The sequence below is a fragment of the Mycolicibacterium chengduense genome (assembly GCF_033741155.1).
Taxonomy (GTDB): Bacteria; Actinomycetota; Actinomycetes; order Mycobacteriales; family Mycobacteriaceae; genus Mycobacterium.
Window position 1 is genome coordinate 389068 of sequence record NZ_JAWQNH010000004.1, and the last position, 22212, is coordinate 411279.

Genomic DNA, 22212 nt, shown 5'->3' on the forward strand with positions numbered 1-22212 from the left:
CCTCTTCGGTTCTGTTGTCATCGATCGCGAAGTTCGGTCAGCACCCGGTCCAGTGCGTCGACGAAGACATCCGCCTCATCGAGGGTGAGCGTGAGCGGTGGTTTGATCTTGAGCACGTTCTGGCGCTCGGACGTGGCCTGCAAGATGATGCCGTAGGCCAGAATGCGCTCACACAGCCACTCGGTCTCATCCGTTGCGGGGGTGCGCGATTCGCGGTCGGTGACCAGTTCCACACCGAGGTAGAGGCCCGCCCCGTGCACCGTCCCGATGAGCGGGTGCGTGTCGGCCAGCTGGCAGAGTCGTCGCCGCAGGTGGTCGCCGACCCGATCCGCGTTGGCCTGCAATCCTTCATCGCGGATCACGTCGAGCACGGTCGAGCCCGCCACCGCGCTCGCGGGCGCTCCGGCTGCGGAGGAGAAGAACATGCCCTCCTCGCGCAGTGCGTCGGCAATCTCACGGCGGGTGATGACGGCACCGACCGGATACGCGTTTCCCGCGGCTTTGGCGACGGCGATGATATCGGGGATGACGCCCTGGAATTCCGAGCCCCAGAACGCCTTTCCGAGCCGCCCGTAGCCGACCTGCACCTCGTCGGCAATCGCGAGGCCGCCGTGTTGCCGGACGGCCGCATAAACTCCGGCCAGGTAGCCCGCCGGCGGGATCACCCCACCGGCGTTACCGAACACGGGCTCACAGATGAACGCCGCCGGGGCGCGGTCCTGAGCGACGAGCTCCGCCGCGACCTCGGAAACCTGAGCCGCGTAACGCGATCCCGCGTCCGGTCCGCGAAAGGGTCCTCGATACGTGTTGGGCGCGTCGACCAGGTGCACCCAATCGGGTCGCGACGACAGGGCACTGGGATTGTCGAATGCGGATGTGCTCACCGAGTCGGACGCCATGGTCCAGCCGTGGTAACCCTCGCGCACCGCGATGACATCTCGTCGCCCGGTGGCGACCTGGGCGAGCCGCAGGGCGAGGTCGACCGCTTCGGAGCCGCTGTTCACCGGAATCACGGTGTCCAGTGCCGGATCCGGCGAGCGGGCGGCCAGGCGCTCCGCGAAATCGGCGTAGGCCTGGTACAGGAACCGCGAGTTGGTGTTGAGCAGGTGAAGTTGCCTGCCGACCGCGTCGGCGAGCCGGGGGTGACAGTGTCCGATGGCCGTGACATTGTTGACCATGTCGAGGTAGGCCCGGCCTTGGGTGTCGATGAGCCTGGTGCCCCACCCACGTTCGATCTGAGGCGGCTCGGTGTAGTAGCGCTCGGCGGCGCCGCCCATGGCGCGGTCGCGGCGCTCCCGTGCCGCGCTCAGCTCGAGGAGCGGGTCGGACACGGATGCGATGCCCAGGACTGGTGAAGGGTCTGCCGCACCGTCGGTCTCGTATTCGTCGTCGGGGCCGGCGAACAACGGCTCTGCGGATGCGTCTCGCACTCGGCGGGTGACGACGATCCGGCCGAGCCCTTCTGGATCCGGACGTACCCGGCCGATCGGTTCGCCGGCGCGGGCCTCGCCGTTGGCGGCAAGACTCGTGACACCCTCGATCCGCAGCACCACCCCGTTGTCGCTGAGCTCCACACCGGATTCATCCTGGAGCAGCTCTCCCGAAAAGGGCGCGCTGACAACGGTTCCCGGGCGAGTCCACACTTCGACGCAGCGGGCCCGCGTCGGTGCGGGTTGCCCCACGTCGAGCGACACACGACTGAGCCGGGCCTCCCCGAACCGCATTGCGGCGACGGGCGCGCCGGCCAGCGACTCACGGACCAGCTCGCGCTCCACGCCGGACGCGAGCCAGCGCCCCCGGTCGAGCGCTTCGCTGCGGATACCGAGGTCCAGCACGACGGCACGATGCAGTCCTGCAACGACCTCGGCGTAGTCCAATCCCGGGATATGGGCCCGGCCGGCCGCCAGCCGCAGTTGCGGAATGGCCTGCGCCGCATCGCAGTCCACCGCCCGCTCGAACACCTGCCATTCGTGCTCGAGACGCTCGCGGGCGTATTCGTTGTCCGGGTCGATGCGCAGCTGCGACCATCCGCTGACGGCCAGTACCGCCCCGCGCAGGATCATCATCGGCCAGATGGCGGCGAGTTCGTCGTCGCTCAGCGTGACGCTGCCGACGAATCCCCGAACCGCTCGGCCGACCATGGCCAGACTGTCCGTGCGCCCGAGAACATCGGCCGCCAGTACGGCCAGTTCGGCCACGCGCCACGACGTGATGACGTCACCGAGATCCACCACCCAGAGCGTGCCCTGGCCGTCTCGAAGCACATTGTCACTGGTGAGGTCTCCGTGGATGATCTGTCGCGGCAGTGCCGCAGCCAGCGCGTCCAGTTGCGCGGCCGCGTGCCGGGCTGCACGTAGACAGACCTCGCGGCGGTCGGGCGGGAGATCGCCGGACAACGCCTCGACGACATCGAGGCTGCGGCTGAGTTCCCATTGCAGCTCTCGGTGCGAAGCGGGGTGCTCGAGGCTCGCGAGCGCGGCGACGGTGCGCCCGGCCAGTGCGCCCAGTTGCTCCGCGAGCACCCCGGTCATCGGCCCGCAGTCGGCAATCGCATCCCCGGCGACCAGCTCGAACGCGCAGGCGCGCGCCACACTTCCCTCGGGCGTGCGGACCTCGACCGATCGCAGCCCGTGCCCGGTGGACAGCACCGCAGGCGTTGCGATTCCCGCGGCCCGCAACCGGTCGGACACCGCGGCCTGCAGCTCCAGCACGTCGGCCGGCACCGAAGGGTGATTGACCTTGAACAGCAGTCCGTTACCGGCGTCCGGATCGACGCGGTAATTCCGGTCCTGTTGACTGCCCAGCTCGACGACGGCGCCGCGGATGCCGAAGTGCTCGGCCACTAGTTCGGCGGCTTGCTCGGCTTCCACGCCGGGGCGCACGAGGCGCCACCGATCACTGGTCACGCTATTCCCACCTGACTCATCAATTCGAACCATGCCGATCTTGTCAGTCACTATACGTCACTGATCGCGGTCTTTCTATGACTTATCAACACCAGACGGGAATCAGCGCACCCCCCACTCGAAGCGATGTGTCCGGATCCCGTAGTAGGTGAACGTCTCGGCACGAGCCACCCCAGGAGTGGCCCGCACCTTCTGGTTGATCACTTCGAAGAGTCCGGCCTGGTCGGTGGCGATGACCTCGACCAGCAGGTCGTAACGGCCGGCCGCGAGCACCACATAGATCACGTCGTCGATCTCGTTGAGCGCCGCCGCGATGGCCTCGATGTCTCCGTCGGCGACGATGCCGACCATGGCCATGCTGCGATACCCCAGGCGGAGCGGATCGGTGATGCCGACAACCTTCAGGATTCCGCGGTCTTGCAGTCGCATGAATCGCTTGCGTGCGCCACCGGCGGTCAGGCCGACGAGTTCCCCCAGTTCCGCGTAACCGATCCGGCCGTCCTTCTGAAGCGCCGTGATCAGTACTCGGTCGATCTCATCGAGCTCGTCATGAGCCTCAGAAGGAGGCGATGTCATGTTCTTCTCCCCGAATGAGCGCGGTGGCGCGCTGGGTCCAGCCGAATGCGCATCGTAACCGACACCCAGCGGCGCGAAGGGCTGCCTGCGCGATGCGTGTGAAGGCATGTGGCGTCCATGACATCCCAGCGGTGCCGGCGGCTACGGTGACATCATCCGCTACGCCAGGAGCCCCGACGATGCGTTACGCCGCGATGCAGCTGTCGATACGCACGCCACGATTGCGTCTACACCAGCGCGAGGCAAGCGACGCCGAGTGGAATCACGAACTTCTCGGTGAGCGTGACGGCGGGACAACCGAGTCCTTGGAGAGCGTCCGCCGCCGGATGGCCGAGCAACGAGAGATGGCCCGCGAAAACGGAATCGGACTCGCGACGATCCGCAGGCGCTCCGACGAAGAACCACTGGGCTACTGCGGACTCATCGTCGGCCGCTGCACCCTGGACGAACCCGAGATCGCCTACGAGCTGTTCCAACGGTTCCACGGGCACGGGTACGCGACGGAAGCGGCTCGCGCGGTGCTGGCCGCAGCATTCGCCACAGGTCGGACCCGAATCTGGTCGACCGTCGGCGCCTGGAACGAGGCGTCGCTGCGCGTCCTGGACAAGATCGGGTTCGACCGCCATCACGAGACCCTCGATGAACGCGGCCGGCCGTTGATCTATTTGGTGTGCGAGGCCCCACCCTCACCACCACCCGGAATAATCGATTCCAGGTCAAGACTTGACCCTCACGTCACGTGAGGCACCAATGTGGCCGACATGGCGCAGGAGACACCGGTGGACGAGCTGACCGTGGGCGAGGTCGCACGGCGATTCGGCATCACGGTCCGCACGCTTCACCACTACGACGAGATCGGGTTGCTGACCCCGAGCCGGCGTGCCGCCGCAGGCTATCGGGTGTACGCACCGGCCGACCTGACGCGCTTGTCGCAGATCATCGTCTATCGCCGACTGGAGCTATCGCTCGAGGAGATCGCGGATCTGCTGAACGAGGGCGACACCGTCAGCCACCTGATTCGCCAGCGCGAACGCGTCATGACCCGACTCGACGAGATGAAGGAGCTCGTCGAGGCAATCGACCAGGCATTGGAGAAGGCGATGACCAATACCCCCATGTCCGACGACGACATGCGCGAGCTGTTCGGCGACGGTTTCGACGACTATCAGGCCGAAGCCGAGCAGAAGTGGGGTCAAACCGAAGAATGGAAGGAGTCGCAGCGACGCAAGCAGCGGTACGGCAAGCAGGACTGGGTTCGGATCAAGGCCCAGGGCGAGGCCGCCGAAAAGGCGCTGGCCGACGCGTTCCGCTCGGGGCTGCCGGCCGACTCGGTGGAGGCGATGGATGCCGCAGAACGGCATCGCCTGCAGGTCAATCGCTGGTTCTACGAGTGCCCGCCGGCGTTCCATCGCACGCTGGGCGACATGTACGTCAGTGACCCGCACTATGTCGCCAGGTACGACGAAGCGTTCGGACTCCCGGGCTTTGCCGCCTACTGCCGCGCCGCAATCCATGCGAACGCGGACCGCGCTGAGCGGACCTGATGGCGGGTCGGGTTCGACCGTCAGGCAGCGAAGATCCGGTCGCGGATCTCGAACTCCAGACCTACTGCCTCGGCGACGTACACGTCTTGCGCCAACTGATTTCCCCGTAAGCTCACGTCGCCCCGGGGACTGGTATAGGTCATCCCTGCAGTGGCCGCCATCATGTCCGGTATCCGCAGTGAACCCGCCCGCGTCGCGAGGGCGATCAGCAAGGTGATCGCCTCGAAGCAGGACTCACCGATGCTGTTCAGAGCTGGGGCCGCGGCTCCGAAATGCGCGTAGTAGCGGCTACTGAACTCGGCACCTGCGGTGGTGTTGAGGGCCTCGAAATAACCAGCAGCGGCGAACAATCCACCATTGCTTTCACTACCGCTGGCCATCAACATGTTCTCTTCGACATGAGGGCTCAGCCGCGGCACCGAGGCGGCGAGGCCGGCAGAGGCGAACTGCCGGTTGAATGCCACGCCGTCGCCACCCACCAGCAGCAGCAGTACTCCTGCCGCGCCACTGGCGTCCACCTGCCGGATGGCGTCGGTGAAGTCCCCGGTCCCCAGCGGTAGATAGATCTCGTCGATCAACGGACGGCCCTTGGCGCGTGCGTGCAGCCGCGCGGCCAAACCGGTCTGGCGCGGCCAGATGTAGTCGTTGCCGATCAGAAGCCACTTGTCGATGCCGTATTCGGCCTTCATCCAATCCATGGCGGGCAGCAGTTGCCGAGACGGCGTCTCGCCGGTCAGAAACAACCCGGGTGTCCGCTCTCCCCCCTCGTAGAGCGGACCGTAGACGTAGGGCACCCGATTTGCGGTGACGCGAGCCACGGCCTGGCGCACCGGCGAGATATGCCAGCCGGTGACCGCATCGATCGCACCCAGGCTCAGTAGCGCCGAGACCTCGGCGGCCACCTCGGCGGGTGGCCTGCTGCCGTCGACCGGGATCAGCCGGATCGGCCTGCCGAGCAACCCCGAGCCGTTGTTGACCTCGGCGATGGCCAGTTCGGCACACGCCATGCACGACGGACCATAGATGCCCGCCGAACCATTGAACGGGATGACCAACGCGACATCGATGGTGTCGCGGCACACTGGCGGCGCGAACTCGTTCATCACCACACCTCCAACGAATGTTCACCATTCGGGATACATGCTCGACTGCGGGTGTTACACCGATGTTTCACAACTGTTCTGGCAAGGAAAAGTTGCCTTGTACAAACATCTGCCTAACGCACGGCCGGCACGGACAGCTGCGCCAACCGGGACAACCCCCGGACCAGCGCCACCGCAGCCTCTTCGCCGAACTCCTCGACCAAGGTGGACTTGACCCACCCTTCATGCCGAATCAGCTTACGTACCTTCGTCTTACCCCGCGCCGAGAGATAGACCAGCACCCGTCGTCGGTCCATCGCATCGACGCGACGCAGGACGAATCCGCCGTCGACGAGTTTGTCCACGATTCTGGTGAGGGTGGGCGGCGCGATCGCCATCCCGGCCGACAGCTCGCTCATGGTCAACCCATCGCCAGAACGTAGCGCCCCGAGCACGCGCCACCCGTCCAGATTCGCGACGTCCGCGTCGAAGAGGGCGTTCGACAGGGTGCCATTCCACCACCGCTCGACTCCGAACATTACTTCGGAAAGGCTCTCCAAGCTTGTCGTGGAAGGCACTTCGTCTCCTGCCTGAAGCTGTCTGTCATCGGATATTCGTTGGGGTGCAGCATATCCCCGCTAGCGGTACATCAGTACCGATCATGCAGGAGCAGCGGTCTCGCCGCCGTCGGGCAATCGCATCAGCCGCGCCACCACGGAAGCGCCCCATTCGGAGGCGATCCCGAACGTCGCCCCCACCAAAGCGGTTGTCGCTGCGACCAGTGCCGGGTTCGACAGTCCTGCGGACGTGATGCCATTACCCGTGGCCGCGATCGTGCCGACCGTCATGGCAAATCCGAAAACCACCGCCGGGGCTGCCGAGATCCACCGGAGCCGTGATGCCTGCACCATGGCCAGGCTCCCGATTCCCACCGCGATCGCGAGCACCACCGCACTGCCGGTGAACTGAACCGAGAGCAGCGTCAGCGTCGCGATCAAGATTCCGGCCCAGTTGCATGCCACCGATTTCACGAACCCTGCCCAACCCGACCCTACGAAGAAGAACGAGGCCCACGCCAGGAACAGCACCCACACCGGCAGCGGCCATACCGTCGCCGTCAACCATGTCGACACCGCACCGAAGAAACCGACACTGATCGACAATGCAGTCACCTTGGACACGCCACTCTCCTAATGGTGATGATCATGGTCGTGATCGTGATCGTGATCGTGATCGTGATCAGCGTGGGACAGCTGCTCCAACTCGATCAGCGTCTGCTGCTCGAGTGCATCGGCGTCGAAGAAGCGCTTCTGTCCCGCCAGTCGGCAGAACGCTTCGCCGAACTGTCGGTAGTAGACCGCCGGATCACAGACGTCGACGAGCCCGGACTCGTCGATGACGGCGATCAGATGGGTCTTGAATTCGTCCCATTCGAACGCGCCTGCCTTGCACGAGTGCACCACCAGACCGAACAATCGGCCTTGCCAGGGTGCATCGAAGATCAGTTCGCCGTTGGACCGGGGCAGAGCCAGCGCCGCACCCTCGGTGTCGAACTCGGTGAAATCGAGCGTCGTGGACATCTAGGCTCCCGGCCCGGTGCCGACCAGCGCGGTGCCTACCATCGAGTCCCTGCTGATCAACGGAATCAACTCGTCCACCGAAAGGCCCTCGGTGCCCGCCGGGCGTTGAGGCACCACCAGGTAACGGATTTCGGCGCTGCTGTCCCAGACGTCGATGCTGACCTCATCGGGCAGGGTCACCCCGAACTCGGCGAGCACGCTGCGCGGTTCCTTGACCACGCGAGCCCGGTACTGGGGGTACTTGAACCACGCGGGCGGGATGCCCAGCAGTGTCCACGGGTAGCACGAACACAACGTGCACACGACGATGTTGTGCTTTTCCGCGGTGTTCTCCACTGCGATCATGTGCTCGGTCTGCAGACCGGTGAAGCCCATGTCGGCGATGGCCGCGGTCGCATCTCGCAGCAACCACTCCTTATAGTCCGGATCCGTCCAGGCCCGAGCCACCACCTTGGCGCCGTTGACCGGACCCATGTCGTTCTCGAATGACGCCACGACCGCGTCGACGGCCTCGGATTCGGCCAGCCCTTTCTCCACCATCAGTGACTCCAGCGCATTGACGCGCGCTTCGACGTCGGATAGCGACAACCAGTCCATTCTCGTCAATCTCCTTGTAATTCTTGGTTCGGTCAGTCGGTAACGGGCTCGAGGTAGTTCTCGAACAGGTCGGCGTACAACTCGAACTGTTCGGGTGTGTGCTCGCCCCACAGCTCGGTGGACGTGAAGCGCACCATGTACAGCTGGTGTGGTTCGTCCACCTGCCGGTGCGCACTGGCCGCCGGATCGTGATAAGCCCCGTACTGTTTGGCGATCACGCCGACGGCTCGATTGAGATATCCCGGCAGCCGGTTGTGCGTGGTCTCGTGGAGATTGCGCACCCGCACGGAGGCACCGACCTCGTAGGCCGGAGGGGTGTCGGCCGGTAGATCGTGCGGAGTGCCCTTCCACAGCACGTCGATCATCTGCTCGGCGAACGGCGACAGCGTATCCGGCTTGGCCGGGTGCGGCGTCATGGTGGGAGCTCCCAACTCGGCCATCCGCGCGTCGATCTCGTCGTGGGTGATATAGCCCTTGTCGTTGAGCAGTTTCTCGACAGAGAACAGCCAGTGCGCGTAATAGGTCGAGTCGGTGTAGTCACTCCACCGCATCAGCTCGATACCGTGGCGCTGCTCGTCGAGATTGAATGCGCCCTTGGCGATTGCCATCGCCGTGACGGCGTGCATCCGGCCTTCGAAAGGGTAACGCCAATCCGGGATACCCGGCTCGAGGAACTCAGCGGCGATGGGCCCGAGCCCATCGCGTCCCCCCACGTCATGTGGGCCATGCATACCTAGGATCTCCGATCTTTAGTTGGTCGGTTCAATACTTCCGATATACAAGTAATCGCACCTGGCCGGGTCTCGCAATCGCTGGGGAAGTACGTAACACAGCTTTTACGCAGCCCCGTCTTCGCTGTTACGACTTGGTTTCCAAACACGTCAAACCGGTACTCCCGGGTTGACGCGCCCACCGCTGGGCCAACAGAATCCAGTTGGCAACCAATAGTTGTCTATTGGAAGTAATCACTTCAGGAAGGATCCAACAATGACCGCATCACCCACCTCCGCCGGCACTCGATCGGTCGCGGTCGAGGCACCCGACAGCACCGTCGTGGGGACCGCCCTGTGGCTGACGACCACAGCCACCCTCGCGCTGATCGCCTACTACTTCCTCGGGTACGACCAGGGGGCTGTGTCCGTCTTCGGGGCCGACACCCATGTCCACGAGCTCTTCCACGACGCGCGACACATGCTCGGTTTCCCCTGCCACTGAGAGCGATTCGACATGGAAAAGAAGTACACAGCGCTCGGCATAGGGTCGGGCCTGGTGGCCGGCGTGGTGTCGTTCGGCTATGCGCGAACGGTGATCACGCCGCTCATCGACACCGCGATCGGGTATGAGGCGGACCGATCCCATGCCGAGGCGGCACTCAGCGGAGCGCATCCGCACGAACACGAGGTCTTCAGCCGAGCATTCCAGCAGAACGTCGGCGCCGGCGCCGGCACGGTCTTGTTCTGCATCGTCATGGGTGCGCTGTTCGCGGTGGCACTCACCGTGGCGGTGCGACTGCTGCAACGCAGGGCCACGGTCAGCCAGCGTAGCGTCGCCACATGGTTGGCGGTGGCGGCGTTCGTATCGATCACGCTCGTGCCGGCGCTCGCCTACCCGCCCAATCCGCCCGGCGTCGGCCTGGAGGAGACGATCGGCGATCGGACCACCGCCTACCTGGTGATCGTGCTGGCCTCCGTCGCGCTGGCCGCGGTCGCGACGGTGATCGGAATCCGGCTCACGGCCAAGTTCGGAGCGGCGCTCTCGGCCACGCTGAGCTTCGTCGGATACGCACTGGCGATGTGCGCCATCGCGGCGGCACTCCCCTCGTTTCACGAGGTGCCGCTTCCCCTCAGCGCACCCACGGGTGAGCTCGTGTTCGGCGGCTTCCCCGCAGAACTGTTGAGCGACTTCAGGATCGGATCGCTCGTCGGCCAGGCGATCATGTGGGCAGTGATCGGAGCCGGATTCGCGTTGCTATTGCCCGGACGCCGACGGGACTTCGAGGCCCCTACCACCAACGGGACGAAGGTATTGCATGGACATCGTTGAATTCACGCCCACCCCCGATCAGTACGTCTGGACCTTCGGTGGGGCCGAACCGGCGCTCGAAGTGGCGCCAGGTACGGCGCTACAGCTCTGGACGGAGGACGCGTTCGCCGGTCGGGTGACGTCGCGCACGGACAAACCGAGTCAAGTGCTCAACCCTAAGGAGCTCAACCCGCAGACCGGTCCCTTCTACGTCACCGGCGCCGAACCCGGGGACACCCTCGCCATCCACATCGTCTCTCTGGAGCCGGCCAGGGACTGGGCCGCCTCCACCACGATCCCCCTGTTCGGTGCGCTCACCGGCACCGACCGAACCGCAGGATTACAGAGTCCGCTCACCGAACTGACGTGGATCTACGAGGTCGACCGGGCCGCCGCGCTGGCGACCTTCGTCGCCCACGAATCGGATTTCACGATGACACTGCCGCTGGCTCCTATGCTGGGCACCGTCGGTGTCGCCCCGGCGCTGCGCGAGGTACGCACGACGCTGGTACCCGACTACTTCGGCGGGAACATGGACACCCCGGAGTTGCGCGCCGGCACGACGGTGTACCTCGGTGTCAACGTCGAGGGCGCCCTGTTCTCGGTCGGCGACGGCCATTACCGGCAAGGGGAAGGCGAAACCTGCGGCACGGCACTGGAAGGCGCGATGAACGTCCGCCTGATCGTCGACCTGATCAAGGGCGGTGCGCCCGCGTGGCCACGGTTCGAACACGACGACGCCTTACTCACCGTGGGGTCGGCCCGACCACTGGAGGATGCCTGGCGCTGCTCGCAGGTCGAGATGGTGCGCTGGCTGCAGGAGCTCTATCACCTCGGCCAGCTCGATGCCTACCAACTGTGCAGCCAACTCTGCCGGTCACCGTTGGCCAATGTCGTCGACGTGAACTACAGCGCGGTCACCAAGATCGACAAAGGGTTGTTACCGGCTGCCACCGCCTATCAGGGCACACACGCCCGGCTGCGCCAGCTCGCGCAGACACTGTAACTGCGGTCCTGCACGTCGGCGCCGATGGTGCGGGTACGGCGATCAACCGACTCGCACCGTCGTTGTCGCTTCTCAACCTCGATGTCACAGTGCGCCCAGCTGAGCTGCGACCGACGCAGGCCGTCTCACTGGGCGTCACGGGTAGTTTGTCTCAATGCGGTATCACATTCTCGCTCTCGGTGCTGTCGGGGTGCACGACCACACTCGACCAATGAGATATCAACCGGAAAAGGTGCCTGGCCACCATGAACCCGTACTCGAAGGAGCGGGCAAGCTTCGTGGTCAGAGCCTGATCGATAACCGCGGCGCGGGTCGCACGTAGTGCGGATCGTCGACCTATCGGACCCGCCGCCGGCGCACGATCCCCAGCCCGGCGATATCGTCGTGGCCACCGGCGACCCCGCTGGCCACGACACCGAATACTGGTTGCAGGCAGCCACTTTCACACTGACCGATGTTCCATCGCCGGACCGGCGCACTGTCGTCGTCGGATCGGTGCCCGACGCACTGCAGACACTTGCACAGCGCACCGCACGCTGGCCGCTGGCCGCTGCAGTGTGTGACGATGTGCTGCGCGCCGTCGATACCACGGCCCCGGCTTTCTGCGGTGTGGTCACCGAATCGCTGGCCTACTCGACGCTGCAGGCGGGCCCGGAATTCGCCCGATGGCTTCGCGAGCGCGGGCCAACCCAGGTGCCAGTAACAGCCGAACCGGTTATTGCCGAACGTCGCGGTGACGTGCTGAGCATCCGGTTCAATCGGCCGGCACGGCATAACGCGTTCAGCACCGACGCACGCGCAGCGCTCTTGGAGGCCTTGACCGTCGCACTACTGGACGACGGTATCGGCGAGGTCGTGCTCAGCGGGCAGGGACCGTCGTTTTGCAGCGGAGGAGACCTAGCCGAATTCGGGTCCTTCCCCGATCCGGCCGCCGCGCATCTGGCCCGCACGCGCCACAGTCCAGCGCTGGCAGTGGCTGCACTGACCGACCGCCTGGGCCCCCGCTGTCGCGCCGAGGTGCACGGACAGGTCCTCGGCAGCGGACTGGAGATGGCGGCATTCTGCGGTCGATTGGTATGCCACCCGGATGCCACGCTCGGATTGCCCGAACTGGCCTTGGGATTGATCCCCGGAGCCGGCGGGACCGTCAGCATCACCCGACGCATCGGCCGCTGGCGCACCGCCTATCTGGTGCTGTCCGGCGAGTTCATCTCCCCCGCGACCGCCCTGGACTGGGGCCTGGTTGACGAACTCCATTGACCTCGACGCGGTGTGCCCTGCAGGCTCCGACCACCAGCTATTGAAGCGGCGGTTCACCACGTTCGTGTTGTGAGAGACAATGGCGCGATGGGCGCACTGGGCATCGGCGAGCAGCTGTTGGCCCGTGCCGCCGCGGTCGCCGCACCGCTGCACGCCGACGCCACCGAACTGCTCACCGGCCGCGCAGCCCTGACCGGCTGGGCCCCGCGCGGCCGGATCAGCGCAGGGGGCGCCACCCGGCTACTGCAGGCCCGCGACGGGTGGTTCGCGCTGACGCTGTCACGACCCGACGATATCGACGCCGTGCCTGCACTGGTGGGCGCCGACGGAATCGGCGCCGACCCGTGGCCGGCCGTGACGGCCTGGGCGGCAACGCAGCCCGCTGCGGCGGTAGTGGAACGCGCGCGACTACTAAGTTTGCCGGCAGCGACACCTGCCGAAACCGCCGCCGCGCCGCCACGGATCACCGCATGCGGCACTCGGAGTCGACCTCGGGAGCCGCGTGGACTGCTGGTCGCCGATCTCACGTCGTTATGGGCCGGTCCGCTGTGCGGGCGCCTGCTCGCCGATGCCGGAGCGGTGGTCGTGAAAGTGGAAAGCCCGCAGCGCCCGGACGGCACGCGAGCCGGAAACGTCGCCTTCTTCAACTGGATCAATCATGACAAGCTCTGCTATGGGGTTGATTTCGATACCGAACGCACCGCCCTCGCGGCCCTTCTCAGTGCCGCCGATGTCGTCCTGGAAGGCTCTCGCGCCGGCGGGCTCACCCGCCGCAGGCTGGGTCCCGAGCAACTCCCGGGGCCTGCGGGCCGCGTGTGGTTGCGGATCAGCGGGTACGGCGGCGACTCACCCGACCGAGTGGCATTCGGTGACGACGCCGCCGTCGCCGGCGGCCTGATCGGATTCGACGCGACGGGACCGGTCTTCCGCGGTGACGCCCTCGCCGACCCGTTGACCGGTCTGGAGGCCGCCGCGGCGGTGTTGGCCGCCCTGCGTCGCGGCGGCGGTGAACTGATCGAGATCGGCCTGGCTCAGGTGGCCGCCACCTACGTCAAACCGGCGTCAGGCAGCGATCCCGCTCCGGTGCCCCCGGCACCTGTCACGGCGGCGCACGCGCTGGGTGCCGACAACGCTGCGGTAGAACGGATCATCGCCGAAAAATACTATGCAAAAACCGATAATGCACGCAAAGCGGTTGGGCGGACGCAGAGATGCCGCGACGCATAACCACCGGTAGATCTGGTGCCTATGCGAACTGTCGTCCCGCCTGCGATTCACTCACCGAACCGAGTGCTCAATGCGTGGCGACCACAGCGATCGAAGGCCTCCGACGGGTAACTTCGCACAGTATCTGCTCACAATTGCATGGCCCCTGCCTGGCCGAATTCTAGGGCGGGTCAACGTTTGCGTTCGCGCACCTTGTATGTGGAGGGCCACGACTGCCGGGTCTCGTCTCCGACCAGCGGAATTCCTTTGCCGCCGATGCGGACGTCGTATGCTTCTTTGCCCACGCCAACCTCCCGGTTGGCGTGTTCAGTGGCCAGGTAGATGAGCTGGTCGATCTCCGCTTCCGAGAATGCCACGAACGTCGTCTTGCGGATGATCTCGTCTGCGGGTGGCGCCATACGCTGTGGGAGTAACCGACTCAGCAGGGCCGCGATAGCAAGCAGTGAGACGGGCACCACCCAGTAGCAGACGACCGAGAGAGCAGCCCCGGTGTCGAGGATCGTCGCATCCCTCCGAGCTAGCGGTGGAATGAGCGAGGACATTGTCATCCCGCCGAAGGCGGCTACCCAGATCCACGTGAGCGTGGCGGTGATTCGGACGAAGGAGTCAGTCGAGATCGCCTCTTTGGACTGACCCTCTGCGGCGAACTCACGAATGAACGGCTTTCCGATGAGCGCACTGGTCAACGACACCGCGAAGATACCCAGGATGCTCAATGGCTGAAGCCATCGCTCCATGAATGCCTGACCGGTGGAGAAGGTGAGGACCGCCAGGACCGTGAAGGTTGCCAGCGCCCCGAGTTCCAGTGTGCGAACAGTCGCTTCCCTGAGCCGGGCGACGAGCAGAGAAGCCGCGGCGGCAGTCAGCGCGACGAGCGCCGCCGCGGCGAAAGGCACATTACCAACCAAAATCCAGTAGGCGATCCACGGTAGGAAGCCAAACAGTATCCCCACGTGGAAAAGCTTATCCCCGTTGGCCCTGTCGGGGTCTGAATTTCGATACCTGCGACTGATTCTCCCGTTACCGGACCGTGGATCTCATCGTTAGAGGATTGGCTGAGATCCACCCACTACGCTCAGCTCAACTCCATACGCCCAGCGGGCCACGGCTCAAACATTAAGCCGGCATCAAACCCGGTCCGAGGCACGGTGTGAAATTAGTCAGTGACGAATAGCCCCGCACTGCAATGATCTTGGAGAGGCACCGGGACGGCAGTGGATCGTGACAGCCGTGTCTACCAACTGATCCGCAAGACGTTCGGGATCGACCTCAGCCCGTGTTAAGTAGGCGAGGAGCACCGGGCCGAGAATTTCTAACGCCATCCGATCTTTGTCAGCTGAGGAGGCCTGCGCTCCACGCAAGACCACGTCGACCACCGGCTCAATGGCAGCGAGGCGGATGTTGTGCAACGTGCTCTGAAGTCGATGGAACTCGACACCTGGCTCGGGGCGGGGATGGGATGTGGCAGACCACGAGTTCTGTTTCCTAGGAAGCTTGTTCGCCAGCCAAACTGTCGCGGCTATTCCATAACCACCGTCGCAGAGAAATCTGGCGTACGCCAGAATCGCCCCTTTGAGTGGTTCCACGTGCTCAGGAGACGACGGTCGCTCGGTCTCCGAGATGAGAGCACAGAATGCGGCAGCCGTAAGTTCATTGATGGTTGCAAAGTGTCGGTACATCGTTGCCTTTGCGCAACCCGATAGCCGCGTTACAGCTTCTGCCGTGACGGCCACTGCTCCGCCAGTCCGGAGCAACGTGGACGCCGCATCGACGAGTCGCGCACGCGACGCCAACGGTCGGGGATCGCACTTACGAACCGAGTCGCCCATCAATATGCCTTCAACCGTCCGTAGATTGGCAAGCAAGGTGCTCGCCCAGAGATTTCGCTCGACCGTCACAACATTCGCCGGGCTGGACTGCTGACCACGCATGGAGAGTTCGCAACCCGAGCGTCACCAGCCGGCCGCCTGTTGCCCGGCTATTCAACTAATCGCTGGCCGGTAGCGGCTTTGCCTCCTTGAGGCTCAACGGTGTCACACCGACGGTGAGCGTACCGGCCCCGGCTTTGGTGACCAGAACCTCGGCTCCGCTATCGTCGACGTAGCGCTTGCCCATCAACGTGCCGTGGGCGAGCGAACCGTCAAGTGTCAGTGCCGAGTCCATCGGGTCGCCGAGCGGCACCATCGGCGCGCCGCCGGCGCGCAGGTCGTCCAGGCTGTCCGCGCTGCGAACGACAATGACCTGGGTATCACAGACCTGACTCTGCAAGCGTGTGCCGTTCTTGATCATGCGGGCTCCTTTGCCGTGGCGTTCAGTTCGTCGACCAGTTCACGACGCAGCACCTTGCCGGTCGCATTCGTCGGGAGTTCGTGACGGAACACCACGCGGTCCGGTGTCCGCGAACCGCGCAGCTGGGTACGGACGTGTTCGCGTAGCTTCTCGACGTCCGGCTCGATGCCGGGATGAGGAACGACCACTGCGACGATGATCTGGCCCCATTGCGGGTCGTCGGCACCGACAACGGCACACTCACGTACGTGCGGGTGTTCGACCAGCACATCCTCGATCTCGGCGGGGGCGATGTTCTCTCCCCCGCGGATGATGGTGTCGTCCGAGCGGCCGCCGATGAAGAGGTAACCCTCGTCGTCAAGGGAGGCGACATCTCTGGTGGGAAACCAGCCCGCCGCGTCGAGCACCGAACCGACGTCGGTGTACTTGCCCGACACCTGCTCGCCGCGCACATACAGCTCGCCCGTTTCACCGGGCCCGAGCACTGCGCCGTCCTCGGCACGGACCTGCAACTCGATGCCGGGGACCGGACGGCCTACCGATCCCAGCCTCTGGGCGGCAGCCTCGTCGGAAGCCACCAGCGCAGCACGGTGATCGTCAGGTGTCAGTACGGCAATTGTCGAGCTCGTCTCCGTGAGTCCGTAGGCATTGACGAATCCCACGTCGGGAAGCAGCGACAACGCCCGCCGCACCAACGGCAGCGGCACCTTTGATCCGCCGTACGCCAAGGTGCGCAAAGACGGCAACCGGACGTCGGTGGCTTCGAGCGCCGTCACGATGCGGTCGAGCATGGTAGGTACGACCGTGGCCGAGCTGACCCCCTCGGCGGTAACCAGCCGTATCCACTCGTCGGCGTCGAAGTGCGTCAGGTACACCATCTTTCGGCCTGCATAGAGATTCGACAGCGCTGCGCTGACACCGGCGATATGGTACGGCGGTACGCAGATCAGCGCCGCATCATCGGGTTCGGCGGCACCGAACTCGACGGTGCCCATGACGTAGCTGGTCAGATTGGCGTGGGTCAGTTCCACTGCTTTGGGCCGTGAGGTCGTACCCGAGGTGAACAGCACAACGCCCACGGCGTCCGGGTCGGCGAACTCTGACGCGGGCTCGCTATCGCGCGCACTCTGGAGGAAGTCGGCCGAACCGATCGTGCGGTAGCGGTCACCGACGGCCTCGCGGTACTCGGGATCGACCACGACGATCGGCTCGGGTAGCCGATCGATGAGTGCGCGTAGACCCTCAGCAGAGAGCCGATAGTTCAGCGGCGTCACAGGCACTGCCGCCCGCGCCGCGGCGAACAACAGCAGCGGCAGCATCGCACCGCCGGTACCCACATAGGCGACATGGCGAGCGCCGGACGCCGCGATGATCCCGGCACCGCCGTCGGCCAATGAGCTGAGCTCGGCGGTGGTCCACCGCGCCCCGTCGGCGACGACAGCGGTCCGATCCGGGCCCGCATCCGACGCCATCTCGAGGAGCAAAGAGATGCTCACGCCGACAAACCTCCATGCCGGATGCGGTCAAGGTACCTGCGGTCGACGTGACGATGCCGGTCTCCCAATACAGCCATCGTGCTGCCCTGCCTCATCAACGGCCGCTCCAGTCTGGTGAAATCCGTGAATTAGCGCAATCGTATAACGGATTGAAAGCCGTGTCTGCCATCCCGCCGTCAGCCCGCCGTGCGTAACAGCAACACGCCGCTGGGGGTGAGACCACCGCTGCTGACCACCGCTACGCGCGCGTCTGCGACTTGGCGCTCACCGCCCTCGCCACGCAGTTGGCTTACGGCTTCGTGCACCAGGCCCATGCCGTGGGTGCGACCGTGCGACAGCTGGCCACCATGGGTATTGAGCGGGATGACGCCGTCGCGCGCGATGGCGGCGCCTCCGTCGAGAAAGTCCTTGGCTTCGCCGATTCCGCAGAAACCGAGCGCCTCGAGCCACGACAGGCAGTTGAAGGTGAACCCGTCGTAGAGTTCGGCGACGTCGACATCGCCTGCCCGAAGAGACGTCCGTGTCCATAGGTGTGCGGCCTGACCGAGCACCTGGGGCTCGTGGGTGAGCGTGCTCTGGTCCCAGTCGATTCGCTCGACGATCTGAGTGCCCACCGCCTCGACGAACACTGGGCGTTTCGGGCGGTCGGCCGCCGTCTCGACGGCGGAGACAATGACGGCGACGGCACCGTCGCACGGCACGTCGCAGTCGTACAAACCAAACGGCGTGGTGATCAACCGTGCACCCAGGTAGTCATCCATCGTCATCGGATCGCGGTAGATCGCAGCAGGATTCAGCACGGCGTTGGCGCGTTGGTTCAGGGCGATCCACCCGAGCGTTTCCCGGGTGGTGCCGTAACGATGAAAGTGCCGTTGGGCGTTGAGAGCAAGCGTGTGCGCGGCTGAGATGCCTCCGAACGGAGCCTGCCAGCTGTCGGTTCGACTGCCGCCGGGCGCCCTGAGCCGACCGCTCTTGACCAGCGCGCCGTATGTGGCTTCCCACACCGTTCGGAAGCACAGCACGTGACGGGCCATCCCGGTAGCCACGGCCGTCATGGCAGCGATCACCGATCCTCCCGGACCGAAAGTATCCATGCCGCCATTGATCCAGGTCGGCCGCAGCCCCAGCGCACCTTCGACTTTCGATACCCCACCCTCCCCCATACCCGCGGTGTCGACGCCCGGATAAGTGGACAATCCGTCAATGTCGGCAAAGGTCAGGCCGGCGTCTGCTACGGCGGCCTTGCATGCCTCGATGGTCAACGCGAGCGGGGACACCATCAGGCGTCTGCCGAGCTGTGAGGCGCCGATCCCAGTGATCGCGCAGCGATCCTCGAACTTCGAGGTGGTCAGCATAGGCGCTACGTGCCGGCTGAAGTCCTCGGGCGCGATGTCGTCCTCTGGCAGGGTGCCCATCTCGTGCGGTGTGACGGGCCGGAAGATAGGCAGGTAGACATCGTCGTTCCTCTCGAAGACCACTTCGAGAAGCTGACCTATTGCCAGGTCTTCTGGATCGGCATCGACGATGTTGGTGGTCAGCCGCACCCGCGGATCTTCGACAAGGGCAACCTGTGCCACCACGTAGGGCGCCGGCAGCCCCGGGATACTGAACCGATGGTTGACGGTGAATGCCGATAGCACGGCGCGCCCGGATACCTCCCTGACACCCACGTTACAACTGCGGCAATAACGGCACACCGGCTCAGGGGGGTGGATGAGTGCCGAGCAGTCACCACACTGCTCGATACGCAGAATCCCGTCTTGCCCTGAGGTCCAGAAGAACTCGTTGTCGAACGTCAACTGCGGGAGCGGCATTCGGGCGGCCGACGGCTGCGGATCGTCGCGCATGGCTCCTCCATCTCCGAGGGGTGGACGGGCCCGACGTACTCGACAGTCACACACCGCGTGCAGTGCTACGGAGTGTAACCGAGACGTAGGGGTGGCTCCGACCACGGTAGAGGGCAGCTTTCCGAAATGTGAGAATTCTGATTTCTGGGATGGGACACTGTAGCGATGCGTTCCGTGATCGCCATGTTGACGGCCGTTGTCACGGCGTCGGGCGTCATTGTCGGGGCTGCACCCGCCGCGGCCGAGCCCGCGCCGCGGACCGGTGATTGCGACTACCCCGGTTGCACGCCCGGCATCGCACCGCATATCGTGCTCGGTTCATATTGCGACAACCCAACCTATTACGTCTTTGGGGTGACCGATTGGGGGCGCTTGGTGTTCTGCGGTTCTCCGCGCCGCTACGAACCCCGCTGGTTTCGTTCGCCGGAGATGCGCGGTGTGAAGGGCTTGGGTGAGCTGTGCCCCACCCAAGAGGGTGAGGTGGCGCAGGCGCCCGACGGAATGTTTCTGACGTGCTTAGCCCGTGACGGACGAACGTTCTGGGAGCGTGGCGACCTCTGACGCCTGATTCTTCCGACCTACCACGGACGAAGCGAGCAGAGTGCTCCTTTGGCCCCTTTGGCGGTCTTGACGACAACGTCGTCGACTCGCAACTCGCACACAAAACCCGGCTCGTCCAGCGGCGCATCGACGATGGTTGGTAAACCGACCACGACCATGGCCCATTCGTCCGGGTTGGCCAGCATCACCTCTCGAACCCACGCCTTCCCCGGTCCGAGATCAGCCTCGATGTTCGGGCTGAATTCATAAGGGTTGTGGCTGTAGTCGGCCCAGTTCGGCGGTTCGACCTCGCGGAAGTAGATCTCGGCGTTGACCACGTCCTGGCTTGCACCGACGGTGTAACGCACGCGGTGCAGTGGCGGTTCGGCGCCGGCCACTGGTGCGGCAACGGAAGTCATAACCGTCGTCGCCGCGACCGCCACCATCGAAAGTGCCTTGGCCAAACGCATTTTCGTAGTCTATGAGGCGTTCGGACATCCCGGACGACTTTCACGTGGTCGGAGTGCTCCTAGACAAGCCTTCGATTTCCGGAATGTCGATGAGTTGCGGTTCGTCGGGGTAAACTGCGGCCCGTCTGCAGCAGCGTGAGGTACCGTCGGCGGTCATCCTGGCCTTTCGAAGGATGGAATTCTCCGCACGCTGGAGCGCAAGGTCGGACGAGGAGGTCGCGATGCCGTCTTTCAGGCGCCGTACGACGGTGCCCAGCGACGGAGCGGGCGAGGACATGGCTTCTGGTCATTTGTCGGACCCAGATTTAGCCCGCACCCTCGCCGAAGAGGCGGAAGCCGAAGCAGCTGAGGCCGAAGCACGAGCGGCGGCTGCGAAGGCGCGTGCTCGCGCACTGCGGCTGCGCCGCGAAGCCGAACAAGCACAACGGACCGCGGATCGGCCGGCCACCACTGCGCTCGACATCATCGACGAGGCCACCGAGACCCTCCCGGAGGCCGGTGACGAGTCCGCTGCAGACGACTCCGCCGCATCTGATGTGCGATCCGATACCGTCGCCGGCGCCCCCTCGCCTAGGCCTGGTCGCCGGCTGCGCTGGACGGTCTTGGCCGCGTCCCTGGTCATCGTCGCCACGCTGGCACTTATCGGCCTCAGCGGCTTCTTCCTTTACCAGCACCGGCAAGCAGAGAAGCTGCGCCAGCAGGCCGCCGAATATGCCGCAGCGGGCCGCCAGAGCGTCATCACACTCATGTCGCTCGACTTCTCGAAAGCTCAAGACGATGTTCAGCGCATAATCGACAACTCGACCGGTTCTTTCAAAGACGATTTCCAGTCCCAAGCGAAAGACTTCGTGAAGGTGGCTCAGGACTCCAAAGTGGTGACCGAGGTGACCGTGAGTTCGTCGGCGGTGGAACGCATGGACGAGCACTCCGCAGTCGTCCTGGTGGCCGCCTCGTCGCGGGTCAGCAATGCGGCTGGGGCCAAACAGGAGCCCCGCAGCTGGCGATTGAGCGTCGATCTGCAACGCGAGGGCGATCAGATCAAGATGTCGAAAGTTGAGTTCGTGCCATGAGCCATGACCACGGCGCCGCCGAATCTGAGGACGTCGAGTCGCCCGGAGCCGAAGTCGTCGCCCCTGCCGTTGAAGAGAACGAGCCAGCCGTCGGCTCAGCCGACAGTGGACTTCGCTCGCGGCGCACCTGGCGTACGACCATTCTGGCCGGGTTGTTCACGGCCGCGCTGGCCGCCTCGGCGGGACTGGCCGCGTGGCTGTACCTGAGCCAGTACCGCCCCGACCAACAGACCGACCCGACCGCACAGAAGGCGGCGCTCGAGGCCGCCACTACGGGCACCGTGGCTCTGTTGTCGTACTCCCCCGAGTCCCTCGATAAGGACTTCGCTGCCGCCAAGGCCCGTCTGACCGGTTCCTTCCTCTCGTACTACACGCAGTTCACCGAACAGATCGTCACCCCGGCGGCCAAGCAGAAATCTGTCAAGACGTCCGCCTCCGTGGTGCGCGCCGCGGTGTCCCAAATGCAGCCCGATAAGGCCCAGGTGCTGGTGTTCATCAACCAGAGCACCACCAGCAAGGAGAACCCGGACGGCGCCTTCGCCGCCAGCAGCGTGCGGGTGGGGCTGACGAAAATCGACGGCACCTGGCTGATCGACGCTTTCGACCCGGTGTGAGCCCGACCGAGAACCGACCGGCACACTAGACGTTGCTCCTCAATCATCTAGATGATAGACAGAATTGCACTACTTCATGTGGGGAG

General features: G+C 64.9%; 24 protein-coding genes. 10 read left to right on the forward strand and 14 right to left on the reverse strand.

Annotated features, from left to right (window positions below):
* Positions 1 to 17: 17 nt before the first annotated feature.
* Both SBI67_RS16925 and SBI67_RS16930 read right to left on the reverse strand, forming a co-directional pair.
* Entirely contained in the window at positions 18 to 2906 is a 2889-nt protein-coding gene (locus SBI67_RS16925) for an aminotransferase (protein ID WP_318981662.1), read from the reverse strand.
* Between the two features lie 102 nt (positions 2907 to 3008).
* The gene (locus SBI67_RS16930; protein WP_266046068.1) at positions 3009 to 3482 is read right to left on the reverse strand and encodes an Lrp/AsnC family transcriptional regulator; all 474 of its coding nucleotides are present in this window, start codon (positions 3480 to 3482) and stop codon (positions 3009 to 3011) included.
* 179 nt (positions 3483 to 3661) lie between these two features.
* Here SBI67_RS16930 and SBI67_RS16935 point away from each other — a divergent pair, with 179 nt between their 5' ends.
* Positions 3662 to 4225, forward strand: coding sequence for a GNAT family N-acetyltransferase (locus tag SBI67_RS16935; protein ID WP_318981663.1), 564 nt, complete (start codon positions 3662 to 3664; stop codon positions 4223 to 4225).
* Between the two features lie 36 nt (positions 4226 to 4261).
* A complete protein-coding gene (locus SBI67_RS16940; protein ID WP_318981664.1) occupies positions 4262 to 5026 on the forward strand; it encodes a MerR family transcriptional regulator in 765 nt (254 codons plus the stop codon).
* A gap of 20 nt (positions 5027 to 5046) precedes the next feature.
* On the opposite strand, the gene SBI67_RS16945 is transcribed toward SBI67_RS16940, so the two are convergent.
* From SBI67_RS16945 to nthB, 6 genes are all read right to left on the reverse strand, one after another.
* On the reverse strand, positions 5047 to 6129 hold the full coding sequence (locus SBI67_RS16945) for a substrate-binding domain-containing protein (RefSeq protein WP_318981665.1): 1083 nt from the start codon (positions 6127 to 6129) through the stop codon (positions 5047 to 5049).
* 113 nt (positions 6130 to 6242) lie between these two features.
* Positions 6243 to 6686, reverse strand: coding sequence for a MarR family winged helix-turn-helix transcriptional regulator (locus tag SBI67_RS16950; RefSeq protein ID WP_318981666.1), 444 nt, complete (start codon positions 6684 to 6686; stop codon positions 6243 to 6245).
* 81 nt (positions 6687 to 6767) lie between these two features.
* Entirely contained in the window at positions 6768 to 7289 is a 522-nt protein-coding gene (locus SBI67_RS16955; RefSeq protein WP_318981667.1) for a DUF1097 domain-containing protein, read from the reverse strand.
* 9 nt (positions 7290 to 7298) lie between these two features.
* A complete protein-coding gene (locus SBI67_RS16960; RefSeq protein WP_318981668.1) occupies positions 7299 to 7688 on the reverse strand; it encodes a nitrile hydratase accessory protein in 390 nt (129 codons plus the stop codon).
* A complete protein-coding gene (gene nthA / locus SBI67_RS16965) occupies positions 7689 to 8285 on the reverse strand; it encodes a nitrile hydratase subunit alpha (RefSeq protein WP_318981669.1) in 597 nt (198 codons plus the stop codon).
* Positions 8286 to 8317: 32 nt separating this feature from the next.
* The gene (gene nthB, locus SBI67_RS16970; protein WP_318981670.1) at positions 8318 to 9016 is read right to left on the reverse strand and encodes a nitrile hydratase subunit beta; all 699 of its coding nucleotides are present in this window, start codon (positions 9014 to 9016) and stop codon (positions 8318 to 8320) included.
* 256 nt (positions 9017 to 9272) lie between these two features.
* Here nthB and SBI67_RS16975 point away from each other — a divergent pair, with 256 nt between their 5' ends.
* From SBI67_RS16975 to SBI67_RS16995, 5 genes are all read left to right on the forward strand, one after another.
* Positions 9273 to 9500, forward strand: a complete 228-nt coding sequence (locus SBI67_RS16975; protein ID WP_318981671.1) for a CbtB domain-containing protein — start codon at positions 9273 to 9275, stop codon at positions 9498 to 9500.
* A gap of 12 nt (positions 9501 to 9512) precedes the next feature.
* Complete coding sequence (locus SBI67_RS16980; RefSeq protein ID WP_318981672.1) at positions 9513 to 10328, forward strand: CbtA family protein; 816 nt, start codon at positions 9513 to 9515, stop codon at positions 10326 to 10328.
* Positions 10315 to 11313 (forward strand): acetamidase/formamidase family protein, encoded by a 999-nt coding sequence (locus tag SBI67_RS16985; protein ID WP_318981673.1) that lies wholly within the window; start codon positions 10315 to 10317, stop codon positions 11311 to 11313. The genes SBI67_RS16980 and SBI67_RS16985 overlap by 14 nt, the downstream gene beginning before the upstream one ends.
* A 327-nt stretch (positions 11314 to 11640) precedes the next feature.
* The gene (locus SBI67_RS16990; protein ID WP_413232526.1) at positions 11641 to 12573 is read left to right on the forward strand and encodes an enoyl-CoA hydratase/isomerase family protein; all 933 of its coding nucleotides are present in this window, start codon (positions 11641 to 11643) and stop codon (positions 12571 to 12573) included.
* 69 nt (positions 12574 to 12642) lie between these two features.
* Positions 12643 to 13800 (forward strand): CoA transferase, encoded by a 1158-nt coding sequence (locus SBI67_RS16995; RefSeq protein WP_318981674.1) that lies wholly within the window; start codon positions 12643 to 12645, stop codon positions 13798 to 13800.
* A 170-nt stretch (positions 13801 to 13970) separates the two neighbouring features.
* Here the strand turns inward: SBI67_RS16995 and SBI67_RS17000 are convergent, their stop codons facing one another.
* The 5 genes from SBI67_RS17000 to SBI67_RS17015 all read right to left on the reverse strand — a co-directional run bounded on the left by SBI67_RS17000 (position 13971) and on the right by SBI67_RS17015 (position 19432).
* Positions 13971 to 14753 carry a hypothetical protein gene (locus SBI67_RS17000; protein WP_318981675.1) on the reverse strand — a complete coding sequence of 261 codons (783 nt, stop codon included), beginning with the start codon at positions 14751 to 14753 and terminating at the stop codon, positions 13971 to 13973.
* A 207-nt stretch (positions 14754 to 14960) separates the two neighbouring features.
* A complete protein-coding gene (locus tag SBI67_RS29145; RefSeq protein ID WP_413232507.1) occupies positions 14961 to 15731 on the reverse strand; it encodes a TetR/AcrR family transcriptional regulator in 771 nt (256 codons plus the stop codon).
* A gap of 55 nt (positions 15732 to 15786) precedes the next feature.
* Positions 15787 to 16089 carry a hypothetical protein gene (locus SBI67_RS17005; protein WP_318981676.1) on the reverse strand — a complete coding sequence of 101 codons (303 nt, stop codon included), beginning with the start codon at positions 16087 to 16089 and terminating at the stop codon, positions 15787 to 15789.
* On the reverse strand, positions 16086 to 17585 hold the full coding sequence (locus SBI67_RS17010; protein WP_318981677.1) for a class I adenylate-forming enzyme family protein: 1500 nt from the start codon (positions 17583 to 17585) through the stop codon (positions 16086 to 16088). The genes SBI67_RS17005 and SBI67_RS17010 overlap by 4 nt, the downstream gene beginning before the upstream one ends.
* A gap of 176 nt (positions 17586 to 17761) precedes the next feature.
* A complete protein-coding gene (locus SBI67_RS17015; RefSeq protein WP_318981678.1) occupies positions 17762 to 19432 on the reverse strand; it encodes a thiolase C-terminal domain-containing protein in 1671 nt (556 codons plus the stop codon).
* 165 nt (positions 19433 to 19597) lie between these two features.
* On the opposite strand from SBI67_RS17015, the gene SBI67_RS17020 reads away from it, so the two are divergent.
* Positions 19598 to 19993 carry a hypothetical protein gene (locus SBI67_RS17020; RefSeq protein ID WP_318981679.1) on the forward strand — a complete coding sequence of 132 codons (396 nt, stop codon included), beginning with the start codon at positions 19598 to 19600 and terminating at the stop codon, positions 19991 to 19993.
* 17 nt (positions 19994 to 20010) lie between these two features.
* On the opposite strand, the gene SBI67_RS17025 is transcribed toward SBI67_RS17020, so the two are convergent.
* Positions 20011 to 20442: an Rv2576c family protein gene (locus SBI67_RS17025; protein ID WP_318981680.1), complete on the reverse strand. Its 432-nt coding sequence runs from the start codon at positions 20440 to 20442 to the stop codon at positions 20011 to 20013.
* Positions 20443 to 20663: 221 nt separating this feature from the next.
* Between SBI67_RS17025 and SBI67_RS17030 the strand changes: the two genes are divergently transcribed.
* Entirely contained in the window at positions 20664 to 21512 is an 849-nt protein-coding gene (locus SBI67_RS17030; RefSeq protein ID WP_318981681.1) for an Rv1363c family protein, read from the forward strand.
* Positions 21509 to 22126 (forward strand): hypothetical protein, encoded by a 618-nt coding sequence (locus tag SBI67_RS17035; protein ID WP_318981682.1) that lies wholly within the window; start codon positions 21509 to 21511, stop codon positions 22124 to 22126. Before SBI67_RS17030 ends, SBI67_RS17035 begins: the two co-directional genes overlap by 4 nt.
* Positions 22127 to 22212: the final 86 nt, after the last annotated feature.